Source organism: Enterococcus phoeniculicola ATCC BAA-412 (assembly GCF_000407505.1).
Taxonomy (GTDB): Bacteria; Bacillota; Bacilli; order Lactobacillales; family Enterococcaceae; genus Enterococcus_K; species Enterococcus_K phoeniculicola.
Genome location: NZ_ASWE01000003.1, coordinates 432,423 through 459,035 on the forward strand (window position 1 = coordinate 432,423; position 26,613 = coordinate 459,035).

A 26,613-nucleotide genomic window follows, 5' to 3' on the forward strand; every position below is an offset into this window, starting at 1 on the left:
AAAAGCATGTCTTATGTTTTAGGTTTAGATTTAGGAACGAGCTCATTAAAGGGGCTGTTATTTCGTCAAGATGGAGTTTTAGTTGGTGAAGCTAGTGCAGATTATCCTTTATTAACGCCACAAGCAGGTTACAGTGAACAAAATCCAGCGGAGTGGCGGCAGGCTGCTCATAAGGTATTGAAGACACTAGTTTCTGAGCATGAAGAAATCAAAAAAGAGCTAGTGGGCATTAGTTTTTCTGGTCAAATGCACAGTCTTGTTTTATTAGATGAATCAAATGAAGTCATTCGCCCGGCGATTTTGTGGAATGATGTTCGGACGACAAAGCAATGTCGAGAAATTATGGAAACAGCAGGAGACCGTATTCTCAATATCACAAAAAATGTTGCGTTAGAAGGGTTTACCTTACCTAAAATTTTATGGGTACAGGAAAACGAGCCGGAAAACTGGTCAAAAGTTCAACACATGATGCTTCCAAAAGATTATCTTTCATTTTGGCTTACTGGAAAGTACTCAATGGATTATTCAGATGCAGCAGGGACGCTTTTATTAGATGTTGAAAACAAATGCTGGTCTACCGAAATTCTAAGTACGTTTTCCATTCCACAAGAGATATTACCAACCTTATATGAATCCTCAGGTGAGGTGGGTGTAATCACTGAAGCGTTGAAAAAAGAATTTGGTTTTGAACAGGATGTGAAGATTTATGCAGGGGGAGCAGACAATGCATGTGCAGCTCTCGCTTCAGGAATCATTCAAGAAGGTGCAGGAATGGTCTCAATTGGGACAAGTGGCGTATTTTTATCCTTTGAGCAATCCGATAAGGTAAATTACAATGGCAAGCTTCATTTATTTAGTCACGCTGTGAAAGATAAAGTTTACTCAATGGGTGTAACACTTGCGGCGGGAAATTCGTTAAGCTGGTATCGAGATACCTTTGCACCAACCCTTGATTTTGGGGAATTGTTAAAGGATGTTGGAACAGTGAAACCAGGATCAGATGGGCTACTATTTACACCGTACATTGTCGGTGAACGTACGCCTCATACTGACAGTCAAATCAGGGGCAGTTTTATAGGAATGGATACGCATCACCGTTTGCCGCACTTTGGTCGTTCAGTGTTAGAAGGAATTACATTTTCTTTAAAAGATTCACAAGAAATGATGGAAACTACAGCAAAACGAACATTTACGAAAATTGTCTCAGTCGGAGGAGGCGCAAAAAATCCTGACTGGCTGCAAATGCAGGCGGATATTTTTGACTCAACAATTGTCACGTTAACGACCGAGCAAGGTCCAGGAATGGGTGCTGCGATGCTTGCAGCTGTTGGAAGCGGCTTGTTTCCAGATGTGAACAGTTGTGTAGGCACCTTTGTAAGCTATGATAAGGAAATCGTACCTATTCAAGAAAATGTGGCAGCGTATAAGAAAATCTATGAGATTTACAAACAAGTTTATGGAGCAACAGCGGATATTTGTCATCAGCTAGCAGAAATTCGTTAAAGAAATAGTTAAAGATGAAAAACAGTGAATGGGCGAAGGAAAGGTCGTCTGTTTGCTGTTTTTTGTTTTGTAAGAAGTCTGGTCTCTATGGCGTTCTTCCTCATAAATCCAAGAATGAACTAGGGAGGCTAGACATGACGGACGTTTTTTCCTTTCTTTGAACCGTAATTGGCTGACAATAATCATACATAAGTCCTATTTAATCGTTTTCAAAAACAAGGTATACTTTTACTACAAAATGGTATAAGGAGGTGTTGGTAATTCGAAAGAACTACCCAATGTTAGATATTATTCGATATGTGGCGGCAGTTTCCGTCATTCTTATTCATTGTGGAAAATTAGTTGATAACGAGCTTGTTCATTTTTTTCTTAAAAGCACATTTGCCAGACTAGCAGTTCCACTATTTCTTATTTCTACAAGTTATTTTTTAAAAAAAGGAATGAACACTCATCCTGAATATGGAAAAAACTATTTTTTTAAACAGGGCAAACAATACTTGTTTTGGAGTCTAATTTATTTACCTTATGGAATCCACTATCTTTATGCGATGAATCTTTCGCCCGTACTTTATCCAATTGGCTTATTGGTAGGGCTTCTTTATATTGGAACATGCTATCACTTGTGGTATTTTCCAGCGTTGTTTTCGAGTATTTTTTTAACAAATTTTATCAAAAAAAGAAGGAACTATCTCTTTTTATTAGCAATCAGTGGGGGATTGTTTCTTGTTGGTGCTTCTGAGACATATTCTTCTTTTTTAGAGAATACGTTTCTTCAAACATATTACACTAGCCTACATAACTTTGTTTTGACTACTAGAAATGGTTTGTTTTATAGTTTTATCTATGTGGTATTAGGGTATCTTATTGCTGATTTTGAACAGTCAAAATTTTTTAAAACGAGAGTGAATCTGAAGCTGTTTCTATCACTGGTTCTTTTTTCTCTGGAATGTATAGTCATTTTTAATAACCAAGGTGCAGACAAGAATTTTTCACTTTCTTCACCATTTGTGGTGACATTTCTATTTATTTCACTGCTTCAGTCAAATACATTAAAGAACAGCAACTTCTTTTTACTAAGGCAATATAGCCGCTATCTATTCTTTCTTCATCCTTTATTTTTAGAAGTAATCAAGTGGTTTATTGGCTATTACGGAATACAGGTAAATGGGCTTTCTTTATTTTTCAGCACATTTTTCCTAACAACTCTTTTTTCTGCTGTCATTTTGTATAAAGAGATAATGACTGTTCCAATAAAAAAATCTCTGTTTTTATGGAGTAAAAATAAATTATCTGCTCTATCACTGAAAGTTCAAAAAAGAGTGAGAAGCATTGAGTAAATTTAACTGGTACTAATCGTTTTTTCTCAGTGCCTTAATCGATAAAAAAACGATCTCTGCTTGCGATTTACTAAGCAAGTAGAGACCGTTTTACTATTTTTAACGGATAACAAAAAGTGATGAACGCTTCTGGAATAAGCTTCCTTTATTTTACTAATTTTAAATGTAAAATTGGGTATGGTTTTCCCTGATCGTCCAAGTCATCTCTTGAAATAAGTTGAAAGCCAAGCGTTTTATAGAAGGCCGCTGCCCCCTTATTTTGTTCATTTACATCCACAGAAGTAACTTTTTTTTGCTGAATTAATTCTTCCAAGATGGCTCTCCCGTAGCCTTTTCTAAAAACGGAAGGTGAAAGAAACAGCATCTCTAAGTTTCCCTCATTTGTTCCAGAAAATCCAATTAGTTTTTCTTCCACCATCCATACAAGTAAGTCAACATGTGCGAAATAAACAGGAAGATTTTTTTTGATTTCTAGTAAATCGGATTCTTCTAAAAATGTATGTGTTTGTCTAACGGATTGTTCCCAAATATCAATTAATTCTATATAGTCTGATTCTACGGCTTTTCTTGAATTCATTATTTCTATTCTCCTTTGTCAATTTCTCTTATTATACATGAAAATATAGAAAAGAGTATTTTTCCTGGGCGTCTTTTTCGGACCATTTCTCTTCTTTTACTGACAAATTACTGGTGAGAGAATAATTGTCAGAGGTTGTTAGAAAGCTCATAGATAGCCTATTCTATAAATATTTTTTTAAATGATAACCTATATAATAGACTAAGTTCTTTTATGCTATACTAAAAAAGAAAAATGGGCTGTCGAAAATGATGAGAAATGGGGAGTCATTTGCAAAGGGGCCTATTGGTTAAGGGACAGCAAAAAATAAACACGTGAGCCAGTTGATTGCAGTAAGCTATCGAGTGGTAGTCATGTAAGCTTGTGGCATGGATGAACGAAATCCTCATTTAATTGAAACAAGAGTTTTTTGTAAGTTGCTCAACATAAGGGAAACTATAGAGACGTCATTTTAAGACAAAAAGGAGAAGTGTATGACAGTTTTTGGCATTGATTTAGGGACATCAAATAGCTCAATTAGTTTTTGGGATGGAGAAAAAGTACAGTTAGTACCCAATCAGCATGGGGAACGATTAACGCCATCTGTGATTAGCCTAGATGAAACAGGGGAAGTATTAATCGGAAAAATTGCAAAAGAGCGTTTATTGACACATCCGGAACGAACGGTTTCTACTTTCAAACGGTTTATGGGAACGAAGAAAAGCTATAAAATTGGGGATACATCATTTACACCAGTGGAATTATCTTCTTTAATACTAACTTCATTAAAGAAATCAGCTGAACAGTTTTTAAACGAACCCTGTGAAGAAGCAGTGATTTCAGTTCCAGCTTATTTCAATACAATCCAACGGGAAGTGACGATGGAAGCTGCAAAACTAGCAGGACTAACTGTGACAAATCTGATTAGTGAACCGACAGCTGCCGCAGTAGCGTATGGTCTGACTAAAAAAGAGGATCAAATGATTCTGGTTTTAGACTTAGGAGGAGGGACATTTGATGTGTCTTTGCTTGATTTGTTTGAGGGAGTTATGCAAGTTGAAGCAACCGCTGGAGATAATTATCTTGGTGGAGAAGATTTCACGCAAGTATTAATTCAAGATTTTTATGAGAAAAATCAGATTGAAACTAGCACGTTAAGCCTACAGGAGCAAGGAAAAGTCTATCAAAAAATGGAACAAGCAAAGCGCGAATTAGGTCAAGATAACGCGGTGAATGTATGTTTAGAATTGAATCAAAAAGAGTACACCTATCAATTAACACCCTCGGAGTATGAACAACTACTAGAGCAGCTACTTCATCGGATGAAGCTGCCAATTAGCCGTGTGTTAAAAGATTCAGAAGTTACTTTAGCGGAGATAGACCAAGTGATTTTAGTTGGAGGGGCTACACGTCTAAATCTTGTTCGACGTTACTTCGCCAAGCTGTTAAAAGTATTCCCTAATAGTCATTTGAATCCTGATGAGGTAGTGACATTAGGTGCGGCAATTCATGCAGAGCTAAAGCAAGAAACGATAAAAAAGGAACTAATTCTGACAGATGTTAGTGCGTATTCTCTAGGAGTAGATGCGGTTCGTCAAACGGAAAATGGTTATATTAATGATGTATTTGTGCCGATTATTGAGCGTAATACAACCATTCCGGCAAGTAAGATGAACTATTTTTATACAGTAGTAGAAAATCAGAGGAAAATGGCATTTATCGTTTATCAAGGAGAAAATGCGAAAGCCAGCGAGAATCTAAAGGTTGGAGAAATCGTCATTGATCTTCCTAAACGTACGCCCAAAGATTACCCAGTTGCTTGTCGGTTTACCTATGATAATAATGGAATTATTGAAGTGATTTTAGAAGATGAGAAAAATGGTCATAAAGAGAAGCTCATTATAGAAGAAAACCCTGGAAGCTTAACTCCAGAAGAGATTCAAGCATCATTGGAGAAACTGGCAGCATTAAAAATTTTGCCTGAAGATCAAGCAGAAAATCGGATGTTGCTGGCTAGAGTTGAACGACTCTATAGTGAGACATTAGGCAATAGGAGAGAACAGATTCAAGGATTGCTGTTTGATTTTCAAGCAATTTTGAAGACGCAGGACCGTAAGCTGATTCAGCAACGTTATCGAGAGCTTTCTAAAATTGTTGATGAGTTGGAAAGGGATATATGGCTATGAACTGCTGGGAGATATTAGGGATTGAGCCTACAAATGATATAAAGGCAATTAAGAGAGCCTATGCAAAACAATTAAAGCAAATCAATATGGATACAGAAATTGAGCGATTTCAACAATTAAAAGAAGCGCTCGATTTGGCTAAACACTTTGCTAAATTCATAACTGAAGAAGATGAATCAACTCTGGATGGATTTCTTGAAGAAGCTGATGAAGTGAATAGCCAACAGCCAGAACCGGTACAATCAACCTTTGACGAAGGATTGAAAGAAATACTGGGGGATACCTATACATCTATTTTTGACGAAACGATTCAACCAACAGATTTTTCAGAAAAGGAAGTAGAAGAAACAGTTTCTGTTGAGTCATTTGAAGAGGCATTGACAAAATTTTATAATGAACGACGTTTTTTTGACGATGTAGATGGATGGAGAGCTTTTTTACGTCCGTTTATGAATTTGGATATTGAGTCATTTACTCAGATTCAGTGGACTTTAGAACGATTTTTGCGGGAAAATTATTATCTGATGGGGAATAATGTCCGAAACTATTTCGCTGAACTTTGTCAAATAGATACGTCCGCACCTGAAAATACGGAGTTATTTGATCCTCCTGCATTGGATTTTTCTTTTTCAGAGGAGATACCATTTCACCAACGACTTGACTACTTTATCAAACGAAATCAATTATATACGCAACTTTTGGATGGACAGTCAGGAAAAAATCTAAGAGGCGTGCTAAGCGCTTGTCAGCAAATTTATAAAGAGGATTCAGATTTAGCTTTACTTGAAAGTTTTCTATTGTTACTTGAAGATTTCCGATTAAATGATGCAAAAAAACGAGAAAGACTATTAGACTTGCAATCATTTTCAACGAATTCAATTCAGTGGACATTCCTGACATCATACATGGATTTTATGACCGCGTATCGAAAAGGAGAACCAGACCCACTGGAACCTGCTTCTTTTTATCAAATGGAACAGCAAGGAATCCCTAAGAAGATTTACTGGTTACTAGCCGGAAATTATGCATATTTGACAAAAAATAAACGACAGACAGTAATGTTTTGGTACGGACTTCAAGAAGAATCGCCAGAGCTGTTTACAAAAAAAGAAATTCAGTATACCCAAAGAGGCGTATGGAGTAAACCAAAGAAAAAGAAGTCATTTATCCAGGAGTGGCGAACGCTTGTCTATGGCTTCTTAATTGTGCTTGCCATATTTTTGATAGGAAAGTATATAGTAGATACACCTACCAAGAAGCCTGAGACATTCACTTATACTTACGATTCGTTGAATCTTGAAGATTTTGATTTTAAGGATCTGAAGATACCATCTGTACTTCAATCCAACGAGTCATCAGAGGAAGAGACAACCTCATCAGAGGAAAAAAAAGTCGACTTTGAAAAAAATATGACGCTGTTTGCTGTAGATCCTAATGATAAAGAGCCAGTTAGTTATGAATCCTATGAAACGGGTGGATTTTCAGCAACTGTCCCCGACTATTCTCATTATAATGAGCAAGACGTCCAAAAAATCTTAGGAAAGCCGGATAAAGTTGTAACGAATGCAGAAGAGTTGAACGACTTATTAAAAGAGAAAGAGCTTGAGCTGATTTTAGAAGAGATGAACTCAGGAAAATTAACCGAAGAGCAAGCGAGAGCCTTTTATGCACAAGCTATAGATTATTCAATCGTATCTGGTGGGGATATGCGTGCGTTGTTATATTCGGGTGAGAAACCCAATGTCTATATTTATAACGGAAAAGTTGGCTATATTACACCTAAAACGAAATATGTTCAGTTTTATGGAAAAATAGAGGAGTAAAATATTTTATTCTGATAAGACAATCAAATAAGCGTGCCCTTTTCAAAATGAACGATTTGAAGAGGGCACGCTTTTTTTCGTTGTATCTAAATGACGAGTGCTTATTTTGCTTTAAGAATTTCTTCCTTGCTATGGATTAGCTGTGTTAAAAAATCGCAATAGGGAGTTGGAATATTGTATTTTTTTCCTTTTCTAGAAATTGCTCCATTGATATAATCAATTTCTGTTAAACGATGATTGGTTATTAAATCCTGATACATAGAAGGATAATGCATACCAATAGTCTCTGGATTAAAACATTCTTCTACATGCTCAATAACCTCTGGAATATCTAACATGACACCTTCGTGAGCAGCCACTGCAGCAAATTCATTCACGATGGTAACCACCATGTCATGGGCAGGGCGTGTTTCGCCTAAGCCAGCCATATTTGTGTCTAAGATGGTGCATAGTCCATTCATTGTTCCATTGACACATGCTTTACGGTAGATAGAATAATGAATATTGTCAGAGTATTTCGCATTTAGTCCAGAATCAGAGAGAACACTTGCCAAGTCTATTGCTGCTTGTTCCTGATTTTTTCCTAGATTTTGAAGCTCTACTGAGCCGTTCCCAAACAATTTTACTTTACCAGGACCTTCTAAACCAGCTGTCCACATAGTGTTTCCAATAAAGATATTTTCCATTGGAACGTATTTTTCAACAATATCTTCATGGCCAATCCCATTTAATAGGCATAACACGTTTGTATGCGCGCCAATTAACGGTTGAATATCTTGCAGCATTTTATCTAGCTGCATTGCTTTGGTAAATAAAATGATTAAATCTGTTTTTTCTTCTGAGTGAATTTCAGATTGTAATTCGACAGGTAGCTGAACCGTGAGTTCTTCTCCATTGAAATTTGCTTGAAGACCATGTTCTTTTATTTGATTTACGTGTGCAGGCCAACCGTCAACAAGGGTAACCTCATTTCCACCTTTGTGTAGCATTAATCCGAATCGGCTTCCCATCGCACCTGCACCAGCAATTGTAATCTTCATTTCTCCATGACCTCCTGTGATGTTTTTTATTACTTGTCAATTGTACGTGGAGAGAAGAAGAAAGTAAATGAATAACGCCTCAATTCAGTAGCGTTTCTTGAATTATTTGTTGAGAAAAAATAGCTAAGAAAATGAATGAACTTTATATAAACTACAGACAGATGTATTTATTTACTAAGATTTATTTCTGATGAAACTTCAAAGCTAGCTGCAGTGCAAAGGTATGTTTTTTATCTGTGATATCCATTCCTAAAATATCTTTCATTCGTTCAATCCGATAGAGCAAGGTGTTTCGATGAATATACAGTTCTCTTGATGTGGACGCAATATTTAAGTGGTTGTCAAGATAGACTTCGAGTGTTTCAAGTAAGTCACTGCCATTTTTTTCATCATAATCAATAAGCTTATGCAAAAAGTGGCTGGTAAAGAGATCAGCTTCTTTTTCTGGAATTTGTTTAGAAAGAAAGGTTTCTAAATAAAAATCGTTTAAGAAAAAAATCCCTGTTTGAGCAGGCTGAATAATGGTTAACATATTAGTCGCTTCCGAGTAGCTTTTGTGAACGGAAAAAAGTGATTGGGTTGAACCAACGACTATTGAAAGTTGAACTTGATTTGCTGATTGAGCTTCTAAATAGGCTTGCAGGTTCATTAGTTGTTTTCTTTGGCGAATAGTTACCTCTTCAAAAGAGAGGTTTTTTTCTGTACCCAAAAGGCCGATTAACAGGTTTCCTTGTTTAAAAATGTGTGTGTCTAGAAAATTGTTCTTTATATATTTATGACTAGCAGAAAGAAGAAGCTGCATGAGCTGTTCTTCTTTTTTTCTTGTCTCCACGAAAGAAAGTTCCTCTTCATTTAGAAAGTTTGTCTGAACGATAAATGCTGAGTAGTTCAAGCTCTCATTTATTTCGATAGTAAATGAGTTCAGCGCCTCAAGATCCAGCTCATTTCCAGATAACAAGTGAGTAAAGAAATCGCGGTGAATGCGATTGTTTACGCGCTCTTTTTCTGTCTGATGAACAATTTCTAAGGCAATTGACATTGTACAGCTTTCCAACACTATGTAGTCAATATTTGAAAGTGGTCGTTGCGTTAGATAAACAATGATATAGCCGTAGTTTGTCTGATTAAAAAAGATGGGTAAAATACAACAAAGAATCGGCTGATCTTGAAAGACAAGATTTCGGTAGATTGGATGCTTCAACTTTTCCACGTTCATAGGTAGGTTTTCTAATGCTTGCTTGGGAAAGATAAAGTCATTTTCCTGATAAATGAGCGTATTTTTGAGTGCTTCATCAAATCCTTCTAATGTGAGTGCCTGCCAGTTTCCAGAAGTGATTAACACAGGATTTTCAATAATTCGGCTTAACTCCTTAGCTAAATAATCAATTCCTCCACCATTTAAGGCAGTCTCAAAAAACTGGGAATGCACATCTAAAGCAAATTGTTTTTCGCTATCAACACTAGCTGATAGCTGGTTCATTACGGTTTTTAAAATTTTTGAGAAAGCTACACCATAAGGGATTTCAATAAGAGGAATTTGAAATTCATTACAAAGAGCAAGTAAGTGTTCAGGGATGACTTCAAAAAATATATGGGGCTTGATACAAACAGCAGCGATACTCAACTCTTGAAAACGCTTAAAATATTTTGCTTGCTGTTGTTTATCCATCCCGAAAAAATAGCCGGAGGTTACTAACAGCTCACCAGCGAATAACCAATCATCTGCATGGGGATTATCCATAATATTGACACTCGTTATCGTCCTATTTAGTCCGTTCTCCCCTGCAATTAGCCGAAATTCTTGAGAGCTGGGTAAGGATAAAAAATCTGCTACATTCATTTTCTTTCTCCTTTGATTATAAGAATGACTAAAGTATAAGTGATTTGGTTAAAGTATACAAATGCAACGATTGTAATTGAGATAGTTCGTACGTATTAAAGCGTTTACATAAGAGGTATCATAAATCCATAATCAGAAATAGAAGAAGGTGAGGCAATGGTCTATCAAGAATATTTAGTGAAATCAGGTACGTTTTCGGATACTCAGCTTGCACAGCTAGAAACTTATAGGGGAAACGTACATAGCATTTTCCATCGTACAATGAATCTAATAGACGAAAATGAGACGTTACTAACCTTGTCTACGGATGAATTAGATGCCGCTCCTCAAACTTTGCAGCTTTCCAATTTTTTTCCTAATGAATCCATTCGTCAGGGGATGAGAGTGGTAGGTGGAAACAATTGTTTACTTGTTGATTCAAAATGGCGGTTTGATTTTAAAAACATGGTGAGTCAAGGGATTGAACAGCCTACGTTTTTCTTTCATTCGGCGCTGTCTTCTCAACTGGTATTTGTAACCAAACAGATACATCAAAAAAAGAAAGAAAAAGTGGGAGTAACAGCATTTGAGCAAGCTGTTTACTCTAAGCTGGAGGAAGTGACAACAGCATTTGAACAGGCGATTTTGGTAAATGATAAAAAAGAAATAGAGAGACAAATAAACCAATTAATTGGACTTGGGATTGGGCTCACTCCATCTGGTGATGATTATTTAACAGGATTCTTTTTAGTGACAGGGATGAATCGGTATCCCTATCCGTGGGTGAATCGACTACTGAGTGAGCTGTTTTCTAAGAGTGCTGGCAAAACAAATAGTATTAGTCAAACACAGATGAAGCTTGCATTAAACGGACAAGCTAGAGAACGATTAGTCCTTTTTTTAAAAGAAATGATGCAAGAGACAACCGATGTTCAGCTGGAAAAGCGAAAAGAGGAGGTTCTAAAAATTGGTTCATCCTCAGGTGAAGATATCCTGAAGGGCATGCTTGCTGGAATAAAATTAACCATTCAACTAGGAGGAAAAAAATAATGACGCTAACTGTAAAAATTATGGAAAACCGATATGTAGACTCTGTTTCTCTTATGGCTTTATCAACAAGAGCCAATGAACTAGATGGAGTAAATGAGGTAATTGTGGCTATGGCAACAGATATGAATAAAGAAGTAATGGAAAATGTTCATTTGTTTAACGAAGAAATTAAACAAGCAAAGTCCAGCGATTTAGTGATTGCAATGACCGTTGAAAATGCGGAACAGTCTGATAGTCTTTTTGAACAAATTGAACAAATGATGAATGAGAAGAAAACCATCACGCAAGGACAATCTGAACAAGTTTTTTCAACCATTGATACGGCAGTTGAGGCTAATCCAGAAGCGAATTTAGCATTGATCTCAGTGAATGGATTATTTGCAGCAAGAGAAGCAAGAAAGGCTTTAGAAAAAAATCTTCATGTCATGATGTTTAGCGACAATGTAGCAGTAGAAGAAGAGATCAGCCTGAAACAATTTGCACATGAACGAGGATTATTCATGATGGGACCAGATTGTGGTACGGCAATTATTAACAACAAGGGATTAGGCTTTGCAAACAAGGTTCGCTCTGGATCTATTGGAATTATCGGGGCTTCTGGTACTGGTTCACAGGAACTATCTGTTCGCATCCATGAATTTGGCGGAGGGATTTCTCAGTTGATTGGAACGGGTGGACGTGATTTGAGTCAGGCAGTAGGCGGGTTGATGATGCTGGATGCAATGGACGAGCTGGAAAAAGATGAGCAGACCAAAGTGATTGCGCTTATTTCAAAACCGCCAGCTAAGGAAGTAGAAAAGAAAATCATAGACAAAGCGAAAATGATGAGTAAGCCTGTGGTTGTCTGGTTTGTTGGTAGTGAGAAAGAAAGCCAAGAAGAAAATGTCTATTTTGAAAAATATTCAAAAAATGCAGCGCTAAAAGCAGTCGAGCTAGCAGGAATTGATTTATCTACATTAGACCTTCATCCATTGAACTGGCCACTCATTCAAGAGGTTCGAGAATCTTTTGGTTCAGAGAAAAAATATATTCGCGGTTTATTTGCAGGAGGAACCCTTTGTGCAGAAGCGTTGACAATTGCTGAAGAAACATTAGCTGATGTTTACAGTAATATTTCTCATGAACCAGAAAAACAGCCAGACGATTTGTTCCATAGTAAAGGACACACCTTTATTGACTTTGGGGCTGATGAGTACACCAATGGGAAGCCGCATCCTATGATTGACCCAAGCAATCGAATTGAGCGGTTTAGAAAAGAAGCAAGAGATCCAGAAGTGGGTGTAATTATTCTTGATTTTGTTCTAGGATTTGGTGCACATCCTGATCCGGTAGGGATGATGGTGGATGAAATAAAACAAGCAAAAGAGCAGGCAAGAAAAGAAGGCAGAGCTTTAGAGATTTTAGGTTATGTTTTAGGAACAGAGTTAGATGAACAAGTGCTAACTAAGCAGATAGACCAATTGATTGAAGCAGGTGGTATTTATGCAAGCAGTAGCCAAAACACAGGACTTTTAGCTCGAGAATTTGTGGGAAAAGGAGAACATCATGAATAATTTATTTGGATCAGAATTAACAGTCATTAATGTTGGCATTCAACAGTTTTCTGAGGATATTAAAAAACAAGGTGGAAAGGTTGTTCAGCTTGACTGGGCACCTCCGGGATTTGGAAATTCAGAAGTATTGGAAGCATTAGCACGAATTGAAACACCTGAAAATATGGAAAAAATTAAACAAGCCAATGAAGAGGTTTTTCAACGGATTACGAATGGGCGCATCTTTTTAACTGGCTATCAACAAGCCATTGATGTTGTTCCTAATATGACAAAGAATACTATCCTACATGCAGGACCGCCAATTACATGGGAAAAAATGAATGGGCCAATGCAAGGAGCAGTTTTAGGCGCAATCGTATTTGAAGGGCTGGCAAAAGATTTAGAGGAGGCACGAGTTGTTGCCGAAATGGGCGGAGTTATTTTTTCTCCTTGTCATGAACATGATTGCGTAGGCTCGATGGCGGGTGTAACATCTGCTTCTATGTATGTCCACATTGTTGAAAACAGAACCTATGGAAATATCGCTTATACCAATCTAAGTGAGCAGCTGTCAAAAATTCTTCGTATGGGAGCCAATGACCAATCAGTTATTGATCGCCTGAACTGGATGCGCGATGTATTTGGCCCTATGCTGAGTGAGGCAATGACCTTGAATCCTACAGGGATTGATTTAGGACTTCTAGCAGCGCAGGCTGTTCACATGGGAGATGAGCTTCATAATCGAAACGTGGCTGGAACTACCTTGCTGATTCAAGCATTGACGCCGTATCTCATACAAACAAACTTTTCTGTTGAACAACAAAAAGAAGTTTTTGATTTTGTTGCAAGCAGTGACTATTTTTCAGGACCAACATGGATGGCATTTTGTAAAGCAGCACTGGATGCGGCGGCTGATGTTCCTTACAGTACCGTCTTAACAACAATGGCTAGAAATGGGACAGAATTTGGTATTAGAGTTAGTGGTCTTGGGCAGGAGAATTGGTTCATTGGTCCTTCTCAAAAAGTGCTTGGGCCAATGTTTGCAGGTTATAAAGAAGAGGATTCAGGTTTAGATATAGGAGACAGCGCAATTACGGAGACGTTTGGTTTAGGGGGATTTGCGATGGCAGCAGCACCTGCAATTGTCGCCTTAGTTGGCGGAACAGTTTCAGATGCTATTGACTACACAATGAAAATGGAAACCATTACTACTGGAAATAATGTAAACATCACCATTCCTGCCTTGAACTTTTTAGGTTTGCCAACAGGAATTGACTTGCTAAAAGTAGTTCAAACTAATACCTTACCTCTGATTAATACCGCTATTGCGCATAAAGAAGCAGGTATCGGTATGATTGGTGCAGGAATCACGCATCCACCAATGGAAGCTTTCCAAAAAGCGATTATTGCCTTTAGTAAACAATTTGATTAAGAGAAAGGAGGGCTCTTTAATGAGGTCAAATGCTTCAATTTTTGAAGTAATTCAAGAGAATCAACTAGAAAAATTAGAAGAACACTTAAAGAATAAAGAATCGATACATTTACTGGATTCTATGGAACGCTCCCCTTTGATGCATGCAGTTTTAGCAAATAATTTGGCGATGACTGGTTTATTAATAGAAGCAGGTGCTAATCCGAATCAAAAAGATGCTACTGAATTATCTCCATTCATCGCTGCAGCGGCTAATGGGTTTGATGAGGTGTTTCAACTACTCTTAACTGCACAGCCAGAATTGACCTCTGTGAATCGCTTTGGGGGGACAGCACTTCTTCCTTCCAGTGAAAAAGGCTATTTAAAAACGGTTCAGTTAGCAATTGGTGCAGGTGTTCCAGTGAATCATGTCAATCGATTGGGCTGGTCAGCATTGTTGGAGGCGGTTATTTTAGGCGATGGAGGATTTCTTTACCAAGACGTGATTCGTACGTTAATGGCAGGGGGGGCAGACATCTATCAAGAGGATGATGAAAAGCAACATAGCTTAGATTATGCAAAAAAACGAGGACAAAAAGAAATAGTTGCACTATTAGAACAAACAGATGCTGATGGATATGAACAAATTCGCACTAGTATTCGTCAAAACGACTGGATTTCGGCATTGGCAAAGCTCTATGTAAAAATAGAGGAACCAAAAAAACAATTTTATTTAGGGTATGTGTTTGAACAGCTGAAGAACTACGAACAAAGTCGTTATTATTATCAGAAAGGCGCACAGACAGAAATACAATTTTATTTTTACTTGGCTATTTTAGAAAGAAAACTTGGGCATAAACAAGCTGCACTTTCTTATTTTGATAAGGGCGCAAAGCAGGATCAGGGGAGTTTTTTTAGTTATCATAAATCTAACTATTTACGAGAGCTTGGTGAACATGAGGCAGCTATTGAAGTTATGGATACTTTACTTAAAAAAAATCCTAACCGAGTTGACTATATGTTCCATAAAGCAAACAGCTTGCGTAGCATAGGAAAATTACAACTGGCGGTAGAAACGCTGGAGCAAGCCGCACAATTGGTACCAGAAAATGAACTCTATCAAGAACAGGCAGAACAGGTGAAAAAAATAATCGTACAAGGAGAATAAGACCATGACAACAACTGAAAAGATCGTTGCCACTGACCAACTGCTCCAAGAAGCAGAGGAGAAAAAAATCATTCAGCTTGATACAGAGAGAAACACCGAATTTTCTAAAGATTTGTTGCCAAAAACTGGAGAGGATAAGAATTGGGGAATCTTACAATTTACTACCTTATGGATGGGGCCCGTTCACAATATTCTATCCTACATGACCGTTGCAGGATTCTTTATCTTAGGGTTAAATACAAAACAAGTTATCGCAGCTGTCATGACTTCAGCCGTCATTGTGTCTTTCTTTTATGTTATTAATGGGATTGCCTCTGCTAAATATGGAATTCCATTTGCGATGTTGATTCGTTCCGTCTTTGGAATTAAAGGATCTATTTTTCCTTCGCTAGCCCGTGGATTGATTGCGGGTGTCGTATTTTTTGGCACACAGAGTGTTATTTCAGCACAGGCATTTGACGTGATTTTTGAACGGTTAATTCCAGGTTATATGACTATTGGCGGTTCAGCGACGATTCTAGGGTTCCCAATATACAGTAGTATCAGTTTTGTACTTGTATGGCTAGTGACTGTGGGTCTGTTTATTGGGGGAACAAAAGTATTGGATAAACTAGGAACGTATGCTTCACCAGTTGTCTATGTATTTATTATTGGCGCAGCTATTTGGTCAATCAATATCGCAGGAGGCTTTGGAAATGTCTATAATTTTGAACCAGAAAATGCACAGTTTTCTATTCCATTATTTATTGCTTGTGTCAGTGCGTTAGTTTCAAACTGGGCAGGTCCAATCGTGAATATAGGGGATTTTACACAAAAAGCCAAAAATTTAAAGGCAATGATTATCGGGTTGCCGTTAGGCTTTATCGCTTCTTATATCTTGTTTGCTATCACCTGTGTAGGCTTGATTGCAGGGACTCAAATTGCTTTTAATCGTCCTATTTTTAACATTGTAGAAGCAATTGATAAGATGCAGAGCACAGCAGCTGTTATCGTGTTGATTTTAGCATTAAATTTAGGGGCAACGGCCTTTGTTGTCTTTGGTAATCTCTTTCCAGCAGGATTACAACTAGCAAGTCTGTTTCCAAGTAAACTAAGCGTCATAAAAGGTGGAATACTGACAGCCGTTATCGGCACACTTATCATGCCGTGGAAGTTAGTGGAAAGCCAAGAAACACTCTTTTATTTTTACAGCTTTATCGGATCAATGTTTGGACCGATTGCGGGAATCATGTTGTCTGACTTCTTTATTGCTAAAAAGCAGAAAATAGAATTGAAAGCAATCTATGTAACGGAAGCAAATGAAAACCAACTCGCAAAAAATTATAATAAACCAGCTATGTGGACACTGGGTATTTCGTTTGCTGTCTGTATGATTGGCGCCTTTTTCCAAAAAGTAGAGCTGTTGAAGCTTATTAATGATTTTGCCTTTTTCTCAGGATTAATTCTTTCATTTATTTTATATACTGGCTGGACACTAACAAAAGAAAAGGAGTAGGAAGATGACTGATTATTTAAAATTAGCGGTGGATGCGACGTTGGAAGGAATGAAGCGTGGAGACGGTGGTCCATTCGGTGCTACAATCGTTCGTAACGGTGAGGTAATTGTAGCCGTCGGAAATACAATGATGCGAGACACGGATCCATCTGCCCATGCAGAAATGGTAGCGGTTAGAGAAGCTTGTAAAAAACTGGACACGATGGATTTATCTGATTGTGAAGTCTATGCTACTTGTGAACCTTGTCCAATGTGTGTAGGAGCGATGATGTGGGCAAATATTACGCAGGTATATTATTGCAGCACCAGAGAAGATGCAGCAAAACATGGGTTTTCAGATATGCATTTAAGAAACTATTTGGACGGAAGCGACAAATCAGCACTAACAATGGAGAAAGTAGCGAACAGAGAAGACTGTGACCATTTATGGGAAGCTTTTAAAGAAAGATAAGAGAGGAGTCATATATGGAAAAACAGACGATTGTTATTGCATTGGGAGGGAATGCTATTTTACAACCTGGACAAACAGGAACCTTTCAGGCGCAGATGGAAAATATTGAGCGGAGTATGAAAAGTATTGGTTCACTTATAAATGAGGGGCATCGAGTAGCAATCGTTCATGGAAACGGTCCACAGGTAGGGCAGATTTTGCAGCAAAATGAACTCGCAAGTCCTGTTATTCCGGAACAACCATTGGCTGCGTGTAGTGCTGAATCACAAGGATATATAGGGTATATGATTCAAGAATCATTCAAAAATTTATTTCCGACAATAGAAGCGGCGACACTTGTTACACTGACAGAAGTTGATCCTTCAGATGAGGCGTTTCACAATCCAACCAAACCAATTGGCACCTTTTATTCTGAAGAACAGGCACATGAGTTGAGAAAAGAAAAAGGCTGGAACATGCAAGAGGATGCAGGACGTGGGTATAGAAGAGTCGTTGCTTCTCCAGCACCTATCCGAATTCTTGAAACACCTATCATAAAAAAATTATTGAATCAAGACATTGTAGTCGTTTCTACTGGCGGTGGAGGAATTCCTGTTGTAAAAAACGAGCAGGGAAACTATTTAGGAGTTGCTGCTGTAGTGGACAAAGACTTATCTGCATTACAGTTATCAAAAGATATTGAGGCCGATAAGTTAATGATTTTGACGGATGTTTCCAATGTTTATATTAACTATGGAAAACCGGAACAACAAAAATTAGAGGCGATTACTGTAGAGCAGGCACAAAAATATATGGATGAAGGACAATTTTCAAAAGGAAGTATGGCGCCAAAAATGGCGGCAGCGATTGACTTTTCAAAACAAGGAAAGACAGCAATCATTTGTTCATTAGAAGATGCCTTTGCTGCACTAAAAGGTGAGGCGGGCACTCGAGTGATTGGAGTGTAATAAAAAAGACCTTTCATGATAAGAAATCAACGGTGTGTATCTGGACTCGTCGATTTCTAAAAAATGAAAAGGTCTTTTTTTTGTTGCTTGAATAATGATTGTTTAACCTAAAAATTCAAATACATCTTTCCGATGATAAAGTTTCAGAACTTTTTCAAAAAGAAATTGAGCTGCGAGTGCGCAGATGACGGGAATCACCAACCAGCATAAGAGAACCAGTCCGCCATTTAATCCCTGCTCTAAGGAAGCGAGCGGGCCTACGATTCCTACTAAGCCAAATCCAGCAGAAGCGGGTGTTCCTGAAATAGAGAATAAAGCGACAGGAATTGCTGAAAGAATCGCTGTAAAGAAACAAGGAACTAAGATGATTGGTTTTCTAAACAAATTAGGCATCATCATTTTCATCGCGCCTAGAGCAATGGCAAAAGTTACGCCCGGTTTATTTGTTTTAATAGAATTCACAACAAGGACAACGGTCGTTGCTGCAACACCCATCGCCGCTGCACCTGCGGAAATTCCATTTAATTGAATCGCCATTCCGATAGCAACGGTTGAAATAGGTGAGATAATTAGAAGGGCAAACGAACAGCTGATAAGGATACTCATTATTATTGGCTGAAGTGTGGTAAAAGTATTAATCCCATCACCAATCGCTGCCGTAAGCTTCGCAATATAAGGATATAAATAAAACCCGATTGTTCCTGCCCCAATTCCAACAAGCATAGGGGTTAAGACGATAGCAACAGAACCAAATCGATCACCAATGAGTTGAATCAATAAAACTGCAATCGCAGAAGTAATCATGGTATTGATGATATCACCTGTTCCAGTGCCTATATAGGCGCCTGTTTCTCCTACTGCTGGGTTAAACTTCACTGCTCCTGAGCCAACAAATGCAGCACCGCCGACAACCATCATAGGCATAGGTTTAAAATCAAACTGATGAGCAATAAGCGTACCAATAATTAAAGGAGTTGCTAATTGAAAAATAATGGCAGATTGTCCAATCGTTACAGCAAGTGAATTATCACCGAATAATTTTAAAATAGCAGCTAACACTGCATTTGGAATGAGACCGACGATAATTCCTGTGGCTGTTCCTGCTAGGACTTTATTCAAAAAAATTTTTGGAGTTGTTTTCATATTCATAGTACACCTACTTACTTTCTATGTTTTTTATCAGTTTAAATCAGTTTCATTCTATGAGTGAGTTGTTGATGAAAAACAGTTTTCATTTTTTATGTAAAATAGAAAAATGTGCTCTCAAACACACGTCTTTTTTTATCCTCCTTGAATTCTCATATTTCTGACAATTTCTTACTGATTTATAAAAGTATTGTCAGAATCTAAAAGGTTATTTTTAATAGTATATGAGAGTATACAGTGTAAATCAAGCATTATTTCAGTAAAAAATAAAAAAATTCCGAATGTTCAGAATAATTATATAACGATTAAAAATAAAAAAGAAAAGTAGGCCTGGTTATCAGCGGGATGGATAGGTTTATCCTTTTTTCAAAATGATTCAAATAGTTTTCATGAAAATATCGTTTCTATTTGGATCATAGAACAAAAAAGGAACCACTATTTTGAGTTCTTTATAGAAAGAAAAAATAAAATAAAAAATCCTTTATTGAAAGCGTTGACAAATTTAAAGTTTAACGTTAAACTTATTTTTGTAGTTTAACGTTAAACCTAAAACTAAGGAGGAACTAAAATTATGAAGAAACGAAAAATTTTTACGACCATGATGACCTTATTGATGGTAGCGACACTGGCAGCTTGTGGAAGTTCAAAAAGCTCGGGAAATGCAAGTGGAACAACAGATTCAAACGAAGATAAAGGAATGGAAGTTCTAGGGGAGAACGTAGTATTTGATCCCAATAAATTAATAAATGATGGAAAACCAATTGATATTGAATACTGGACATGGAATGAGGGAGATCCAGCCATTACTATGGCCAAAGAATATGAAAAAATTTATCCAAATGTAAAAATTAAAGTGGTGAATCATCCTTGGGAAGATTATTGGACAAAGCTTCCTTTAGCCTTAAAAGGAAAGAATGGTCCAGCTGTATTTAATATTCACAACTCTCAAAACGATATATTGATGCCCTACTTAGCTCCTTATGATATTGAAACTGAGAAGTTAACAGCGGACTTTACTTCAGTAGAGCCTCATATTACAGATGGAAATGTCTATTATATCGATAGTATGATTAATACAGGGAACATTTATTATAATAAGACACTTTGGAAAGAAGCTGGGTTGACTGATGCTGATATTCCTAAAACTTGGACTCAGTTTGAAGAAGTAGCAAAAAAATTAACTAAAAAAGATGGCGAAAAAATTACACAGGCAGGTTTTAACTGGAATGGAGAAACTTACAGTGCCTTGTATCAAGGCTTGAATTATCAAAAAGGAGAACTGCTATTTAAAGATGGTGGAAAAACAGTAAATTATGATAATTCAGTGACTAAAGAGAATCTGCAATTTCTAATTGATTTATATGAAAAAGCAGGTGTCGGATCAAAAGATTTTGGTGCGGAATCTTCTCAAAGCTTTGGAAATGGACAAAGTGCGATGGTTTACAAATGGGGCTGGTATTTGAACGAACTAAACACCAATTATCCAGATATTGATTACGGAGTCTTTGCTACGCCCACACCGACGGAAGATGTGCCTTTAGCTTATGACCGTTTTAATGGTGAGAGCACTCCAGGAATTAACAAAAATCAGACAAAAGAACAACAAGCCGTCGCTCAGGATTTCCTAACTTATTGTTTAGCGAATGATGAGTATTCAAAAACAGGTGCGCTAGCGTTAGCTTCATTCCCTACGAAAAAATCATTAGCTGAAGATGCGGATATTTTAGCAAATCCAGTGTTGAGTGCAATTGCACCACGGGTTGATCGCTTAATTTGGCCAGGACCATTCCCTGCAACTGTTGAATCTACTGCTACAGAAACGATGGAAGATGTCTTGTTTAACGGAAAAGAATTGAGCGCTTCAGTAAAATCAGCACAAGAAAAAATGGAAAAAGATATGAAGGATACAGAATTTACTTCATTGGAAGATAGTTACGCGTTTATTAATGAGAAATAAATAGAGTAATGTAATTCAATTTTTTATCAAATGTGCTGGAATAAATAAGGGTGAATAGATTATTTATTCCAGCAACTACTCTAAAGGAGGAGCATGTAGTGGAAAAGATAAAAAAGTCGTCTTCATTTTTTAATTTAAAAACAGTTGCCGTAACACTGTTAGTCATCTATTTTGCCATTTTTCTTGTATACCCCATTTATAAGGCGTTTGCTGGAAGTCTTCATAACTGGAATCCACTGATTGATAAATATGATTATGTAGGATTTGAAAACTTTAAGGATGTTTTAACAAGTGGATTATTTTGGGATTCAATGAAAAATACGTTTGTCTTTGCCTTTTTCTCAGTCTTGTTTCGAATTGTCATTGGACTAGGGCTTGCGTTATTGTTAATGTCGAAGCTTACTAAAATGAAGACGGTATTTCAAGGATTGTTCTACTTGCCAACAATTACCCCGCTTGTAGCTGTATCATTTGTTTGGATGTGGATGTTTGATCCACAGTTTGGCTTGATTAATAAAGTGTTTCATTTAGATATTAACTGGTTGAAAGATACTCATTGGGCGTTACCTGCCATTATCATTATGACCATTTGGAAAGATTTTGGTTATGCAACTGTTCTATTTTTAGGCGGATTAATGGGCTTGCCTGAAGATGTTTTTGAAGCAGCAAGAATTGATGGCGCAAGTAGCTGGCAAACCTTTTGGCGGGTAACGGTACCTTTATTAAAACCTACTACACTGTTTGTGATGATTACATCATTAATTACTTATCTTCAGGCTTATATCCAAATTTTGATTATGACGGATGGAGGTCCAGGAACGTCCACGTATGTTATTTCTTATTTGATTTTTGATGAGGCATTTGTTAAATACAATTTTGGGACAGCGTCAGCTATGGCGATTATTTTATTTGTGATTATCGGTATTCTAACTGTCATCATGTTTAAAGTAACAGCAGAAAGGAAGGAACTCTCATGAATCTGAAAAAAACAAGAGCAACGCTATTAAATGTTGTTTTACTTATTCTTGCGGTGATTACGATTATTCCGTTTATCTGGATGTTCTTGTCTTCTTTTGCACCAAATAGTGACATTGTAAAAATAGGCGGATCCTTATTTCCTATTCCTTCGACTGTTTCAAATTATACTGGGGTTCAAGAAAAATTTGATTTTATGCGGATGTTTTTAAATAGCTTGTTTATCGCCATTACAACGACTGTAATTATCATCTATACTAGCGCATTAATGGGCTTTGTATTTGCAAAATTCCGATTTAAGGGAAAGAATCTTCTCTTTGGCGTTGTACTAAGCACAATGATGCTTCCTTGGGCGGTTACGATTATTCCCAAGTATGAGATGATGGTTGATTTTGGTTGGTTAGATACGTATAAATCTTTGATTATTCCATCTATGGTAAGTGGATTTGGCATCTTCATGTTTCGTCAGGCAATTTCTCAGATTTCTGATGAAATGATAGAAGCTGCACGTGTTGATGGAGCCTCAGATTTTTACATTTTCCATCGAATTATTTTACCAATGTCACAAAATACAATTGCCAGTTTAGCAATTTTTCAATTTTTATGGAGCTGGGAAGACTTTTTATGGCCGTACCTCATGATTAATGATGAAAGCAAACAGCTTTTGTCCGTCGGGCTACGTCTATTTAATGGACAATATGGAACGGATTATGGGGGACTATTTGCTGCAACCTCTATTTCAATTATCCCAGTAATTATCATCTACATTATTTTCCAAAAGCGTTTTATAGCTGGCGTTGCAAGTGGGTCTATCAAATAATTGATAGAAATTGGCTCTAACTGAGGTATAATAAGCTTAAACTTTACTGATTGAAAGGACGATGAGCATGAGAGTAACAATAAAAAAAATTGCAGAAGAAGCAGGAGTGAGCGTTACCACAGTTTCTAACGTAATCAATAACAAAGCCCATCGTGTATCGAAGGATAAAAAAGAGCTTATTCAATCAATCATAAAAAAATATAACTATTCACCAAATATGAATGCAAGAGCCTTAGTTAAGTCTTCTTCTCGATTAATAGGGCTACTCTATTTTTCGGAAAAACCAAAACTTGATTTTTCAGACCCTTTTGTTACAGAGGTACTTGAAGGAATTGAGCGAGTGGCAAAAGAGCGCGGATTTTTTATTCTTGTTCATAGTGTCAGCTCATTTGAAGACATTGAGGAAGTACAAAAGAATTGGAAGTTTGAGGGATTTATTGCTGTTGGATTTAGTCAGCAGCTATTCAAAGAAGCAAATGAAATTGTTCAAGGGCCAATTGTCTTTTTAGATACGCACTTAGAGGCAACTCTTAACAAAACAATAAAAAACTATCCGAATCGCTATTTTATTAATACAAATGATTTTCAAGCAGCTTATGATGCGACAAGCTATTTGCTTAATCGCGGACTGACATCGATTGCATTTCTTTCCTATGCCTTTGATGAAAATCAAACAAGCGTAATTCAACAGCGATATCTAGGGTATAAAGCTGCACTTGCACAGAATAATCAAGGAATCAATGAACAGCTTGTCTTTACCGATGAGGAGCAAGTAGATATGCTGAAAAAAATTGATAATTATCAAGGAGTTCTTGTAACGGCAGACTATCTTGCATTGAAATTCATTCATTTTTTAAAACAACATGGGGCGTATGATAAACAAGCCTTATCGATTATTGGATTTGATGATATTGCGTATTCAGAATTAAATGATCCACCTCTATCTACTGTTCGTCTAGATCAAATTAGCAAGGGCGAAAAGGCGATGCAAATGATTGTGGACATCTCTGAAAAACAAGAAATTGTAAAGCAAGTGACTCTGCTAGAAGGAGAACTTATTTTACGAAAAACGACGAACTAAAGAAAGGTTGTTTAGTGATGGCGAAAATTGCTGATATCTATTATAAATTAGATCCTTGGGTGATTACAGAGCAAGGATTTGATAAAAAACGCAATGAAGTTTCGGAGTCTATCTTCTCCTTAGGAAACGAGTATTCCGGAATTAGGGGCTATTTTGAAGAAGGTTTTGGCGGAGATACTTTATTGGGAAGTTATTTTAATGGGATTTATGAAAACAGTCCACAAGAAAATCGCGTGCAATACAAAGGAATCGTGGCTCGCAGCCACTTTATGGTGAATGCAGTCGATTGGCTGTACACGCGTATCACTTTGGATGGAGAAACGTTAGATTTAGCGCAGGCGAATGTGTCTGATTTTGTCCGAACATTAGATATGCGTACAGGTGTTTTATCACGAAGTTTTGTATGGCAAACTAAGAACAAGAAAAAAGTAAGACTTCATTTTGAGCGATTTTTAGATATGACGCATGCTCAATTTGGTTTTCAAAAAATTCAAGCAGAAGCTCTCAATTTTACAGGAGAGGTTACCTTTGAATTAGGTGCAGATTTTAATACAATCCATCAATCACAGGAACAGAATTTTTGGCAAGAAGTTTATAAACAAACGAATACGCTAACTAGTGCAATTATTGGCAAGACGATTACAACGAATCAAAAAATTTATTCAGGCTTTAAACTGAAAGCAAACCAATCCCTAGAAACAGTTTCTGTTGAGAGGGATAAATTTATCGGTCATAAGTTTAACGTTAAACTTGAAGAGCGTCGCTTGTTTGAGGTGATTCGTTTTTCAACTAATGTAGCAAAGAAAAAAGACATTGATACGGAGGAATTGTTAGAAATCGGTGAAACATTGCTGACTGAGCAGATAGAGACCTATGAAGAAGCAAAGATGAGACAAGCTGCTTATTGGGCAGATATATGGCAGAATTTGGACATTATTATTGAAGGGGATGAACTTAATCAACAAGGGATTCGCTTCTGTATTTTTCAATTGCAACAAACTTATCATGGACAAAATCCATCTAATAATATTGGGGCAAAAGGATTGACCGGTGAATCATACGGGGGGCATGCATTTTGGGATACGGAGACGTGCTGTTTGCCTTTTTATCTATTAAATAATATTGACGCTGCCAAAAATTTACTGGAATTTCGATATCAAACTCTTCCTGAAGCGCGTAATCGAGCGAAAGAACTTGATTGTAAAGGAGCTTGTTACCCAATTGCAACTTTAAATGGAAACGAGGCGAGTGATTTATGGCAGCATGCAAGTCTTCAATTCCAGCCTAGTACAGGAGTTGCTTACGGTATTTGGCACTATATGCAAGTGTCTGAGGATCAGGATTTTTTAATGAGTCACGGGATTGAAATGCTGATTGAAATTAGTCGATTTCTACGAACAAGAGGAGATTGGTCTCCAACGGGTGAGTTTGGGTTCTTTGGTGTGATGGGACCAGATGAGTTTCAGATGATGGTGAATCACAATGCGTATACAAATTATATGGCGAAAAAAACGTTTGAGTACACACTGGAAAGTCTAGAAAAAATAAATGATCAGTTCCCAGAAAGATTCACTGAGCTGGTTACTGAATTTGCTCTTACAAAAGAAGAACAAATGGATTGGGCTAAATGTGCGGAACAGATGTTGATTTTAGAAACAAAAGACGGCCTCATTGAACAACACGATGGCTTCTTTAAACTGCCTCATGTAGATATCAAAAAGATTCCAGTAGAGGAATTTCCTTTGTATCATCATTGGTCTTATGATCGGATTTATCGAAATGACATGATTAAGCAACCAGATGTATTAATGTTCCAGTTTTTATATAATCAGGATTTTAGCCATGAATCAAAGCGAATCAACTATGAATTTTATGAACCAAAAACAATCCATGAATCCTCTCTTTCTCCCTCAATTCACTCAATTCTTGCAGCCGAACTAGGAAGAGAACGAGAAGCGTATGAGTTTTTTGGATTTGCGACTCGAATGGACTTGGATAATTATAACAGAAATACAAGAGAGGGTTTACACACCACTTCGATTGCTGCTGCGTGGATGAATATTGTTTATGGATTTGGCGGGATTCGAACAGATGGAAAAGAGTTGGTAGTGGCACCGATGATTCCTAAGCAGTGGACAAGCTATTCGTTTAAGCTGACGTATCATCAGACACTGATTTCCATTCATGTGGAGCAAGACACCGTAACTCTTACTAAAGTTAAGGGAGAACCAATCACACTGAAACTTTACGGAGAGTTCATAGAGATTGCTTCAGAGCCAGTCATCAAAACGATTCATTTGTAAAAGGAGAAGATAG

Annotated in this window: 20 protein-coding genes; 16 read left to right on the forward strand and 4 right to left on the reverse strand. The window is 37.2% G+C overall.

The genetic code is table 11. The features are described 5' to 3' along the window. Window positions 1–6 precede the first annotated feature (6 nt). Complete coding sequence (gene xylB, locus I589_RS12675; protein ID WP_010768167.1) at window positions 7–1,503, forward strand: xylulokinase; 1,497 nt, start codon at window positions 7–9, stop codon at window positions 1,501–1,503. Between the two features lie 254 nt (window positions 1,504–1,757). Then, window positions 1,758–2,840 carry an acyltransferase family protein gene (locus I589_RS12680; protein WP_010768168.1) on the forward strand — a complete coding sequence of 361 codons (1,083 nt, stop codon included), beginning with the start codon at window positions 1,758–1,760 and terminating at the stop codon, window positions 2,838–2,840. Window positions 2,841–2,985: 145 nt separating this feature from the next. Here I589_RS12680 and I589_RS12685 read toward each other — a convergent pair whose 3' ends face one another. Next, window positions 2,986–3,417 (reverse strand): GNAT family N-acetyltransferase, encoded by a 432-nt coding sequence (locus tag I589_RS12685; RefSeq protein WP_010768169.1) that lies wholly within the window; start codon window positions 3,415–3,417, stop codon window positions 2,986–2,988. A 473-nt stretch (window positions 3,418–3,890) separates the two neighbouring features. On the opposite strand from I589_RS12685, the gene I589_RS12690 reads away from it, so the two are divergent. Together I589_RS12690 and I589_RS17920 are read left to right on the forward strand one after the other, a co-directional pair. Continuing rightward, complete coding sequence (locus I589_RS12690; RefSeq protein ID WP_010768170.1) at window positions 3,891–5,582, forward strand: Hsp70 family protein; 1,692 nt, start codon at window positions 3,891–3,893, stop codon at window positions 5,580–5,582. Continuing rightward, the gene (locus I589_RS17920) at window positions 5,579–7,405 is read left to right on the forward strand and encodes a DUF4947 domain-containing protein (protein ID WP_162140356.1); all 1,827 of its coding nucleotides are present in this window, start codon (window positions 5,579–5,581) and stop codon (window positions 7,403–7,405) included. Before I589_RS12690 ends, I589_RS17920 begins: the two co-directional genes overlap by 4 nt. A gap of 101 nt (window positions 7,406–7,506) precedes the next feature. Here I589_RS17920 and I589_RS12700 read toward each other — a convergent pair whose 3' ends face one another. Then, window positions 7,507–8,445, reverse strand: coding sequence for a 2-dehydropantoate 2-reductase (locus I589_RS12700; protein WP_010768172.1), 939 nt, complete (start codon window positions 8,443–8,445; stop codon window positions 7,507–7,509). Window positions 8,446–8,626: 181 nt separating this feature from the next. Then, window positions 8,627–10,285, reverse strand: a complete 1,659-nt coding sequence (locus tag I589_RS12705; RefSeq protein WP_010768173.1) for a PucR family transcriptional regulator — start codon at window positions 10,283–10,285, stop codon at window positions 8,627–8,629. 156 nt (window positions 10,286–10,441) lie between these two features. On the opposite strand from I589_RS12705, the gene I589_RS12710 reads away from it, so the two are divergent. The 7 genes from I589_RS12710 to arcC are packed head-to-tail and all read left to right on the forward strand — an operon-like array spanning window position 10,442 to window position 18,318. After that, the gene (locus tag I589_RS12710; RefSeq protein WP_010768174.1) at window positions 10,442–11,314 is read left to right on the forward strand and encodes an oxamate carbamoyltransferase subunit AllH family protein; all 873 of its coding nucleotides are present in this window, start codon (window positions 10,442–10,444) and stop codon (window positions 11,312–11,314) included. Then, window positions 11,314–12,867 (forward strand): acyl-CoA synthetase FdrA, encoded by a 1,554-nt coding sequence (gene fdrA, locus I589_RS12715; protein ID WP_010768175.1) that lies wholly within the window; start codon window positions 11,314–11,316, stop codon window positions 12,865–12,867. Before I589_RS12710 ends, fdrA begins: the two co-directional genes overlap by 1 nt. Beyond that, on the forward strand, window positions 12,860–14,278 hold the full coding sequence (locus tag I589_RS12720; RefSeq protein WP_010768176.1) for a YlbE family protein: 1,419 nt from the start codon (window positions 12,860–12,862) through the stop codon (window positions 14,276–14,278). Before fdrA ends, I589_RS12720 begins: the two co-directional genes overlap by 8 nt. A gap of 19 nt (window positions 14,279–14,297) precedes the next feature. Next, on the forward strand, window positions 14,298–15,425 hold the full coding sequence (locus I589_RS12725) for an ankyrin repeat domain-containing protein (protein WP_010768177.1): 1,128 nt from the start codon (window positions 14,298–14,300) through the stop codon (window positions 15,423–15,425). Between the two features lie 4 nt (window positions 15,426–15,429). Beyond that, a complete protein-coding gene (locus I589_RS12730; RefSeq protein ID WP_010768178.1) occupies window positions 15,430–16,920 on the forward strand; it encodes a cytosine permease in 1,491 nt (496 codons plus the stop codon). Between the two features lie 4 nt (window positions 16,921–16,924). Next, window positions 16,925–17,371: a nucleoside deaminase gene (locus tag I589_RS12735; protein ID WP_010768179.1), complete on the forward strand. Its 447-nt coding sequence runs from the start codon at window positions 16,925–16,927 to the stop codon at window positions 17,369–17,371. Between the two features lie 14 nt (window positions 17,372–17,385). After that, window positions 17,386–18,318 carry a carbamate kinase gene (gene arcC / locus I589_RS12740; RefSeq protein WP_010768180.1) on the forward strand — a complete coding sequence of 311 codons (933 nt, stop codon included), beginning with the start codon at window positions 17,386–17,388 and terminating at the stop codon, window positions 18,316–18,318. Between the two features lie 102 nt (window positions 18,319–18,420). Here arcC and I589_RS12745 read toward each other — a convergent pair whose 3' ends face one another. After that, the gene (locus tag I589_RS12745) at window positions 18,421–19,467 is read right to left on the reverse strand and encodes a PTS sugar transporter subunit IIC (protein ID WP_010768181.1); all 1,047 of its coding nucleotides are present in this window, start codon (window positions 19,465–19,467) and stop codon (window positions 18,421–18,423) included. Between the two features lie 568 nt (window positions 19,468–20,035). On the opposite strand from I589_RS12745, the gene I589_RS12750 reads away from it, so the two are divergent. From I589_RS12750 to I589_RS12770, 5 genes are all read left to right on the forward strand, one after another. Then, on the forward strand, window positions 20,036–21,421 hold the full coding sequence (locus tag I589_RS12750; protein WP_010768182.1) for an extracellular solute-binding protein: 1,386 nt from the start codon (window positions 20,036–20,038) through the stop codon (window positions 21,419–21,421). A gap of 98 nt (window positions 21,422–21,519) precedes the next feature. After that, entirely contained in the window at window positions 21,520–22,398 is an 879-nt protein-coding gene (locus tag I589_RS12755) for a carbohydrate ABC transporter permease (protein ID WP_010768183.1), read from the forward strand. After that, window positions 22,395–23,216, forward strand: a complete 822-nt coding sequence (locus tag I589_RS12760; RefSeq protein WP_010768184.1) for a carbohydrate ABC transporter permease — start codon at window positions 22,395–22,397, stop codon at window positions 23,214–23,216. Before I589_RS12755 ends, I589_RS12760 begins: the two co-directional genes overlap by 4 nt. Before the next feature lie 67 nt (window positions 23,217–23,283). Next, a complete protein-coding gene (locus I589_RS12765; RefSeq protein WP_010768185.1) occupies window positions 23,284–24,297 on the forward strand; it encodes a LacI family DNA-binding transcriptional regulator in 1,014 nt (337 codons plus the stop codon). 17 nt (window positions 24,298–24,314) lie between these two features. Further along, window positions 24,315–26,600: a glycoside hydrolase family 65 protein gene (locus I589_RS12770; protein ID WP_010768186.1), complete on the forward strand. Its 2,286-nt coding sequence runs from the start codon at window positions 24,315–24,317 to the stop codon at window positions 26,598–26,600. Window positions 26,601–26,613 lie beyond the last annotated feature (13 nt).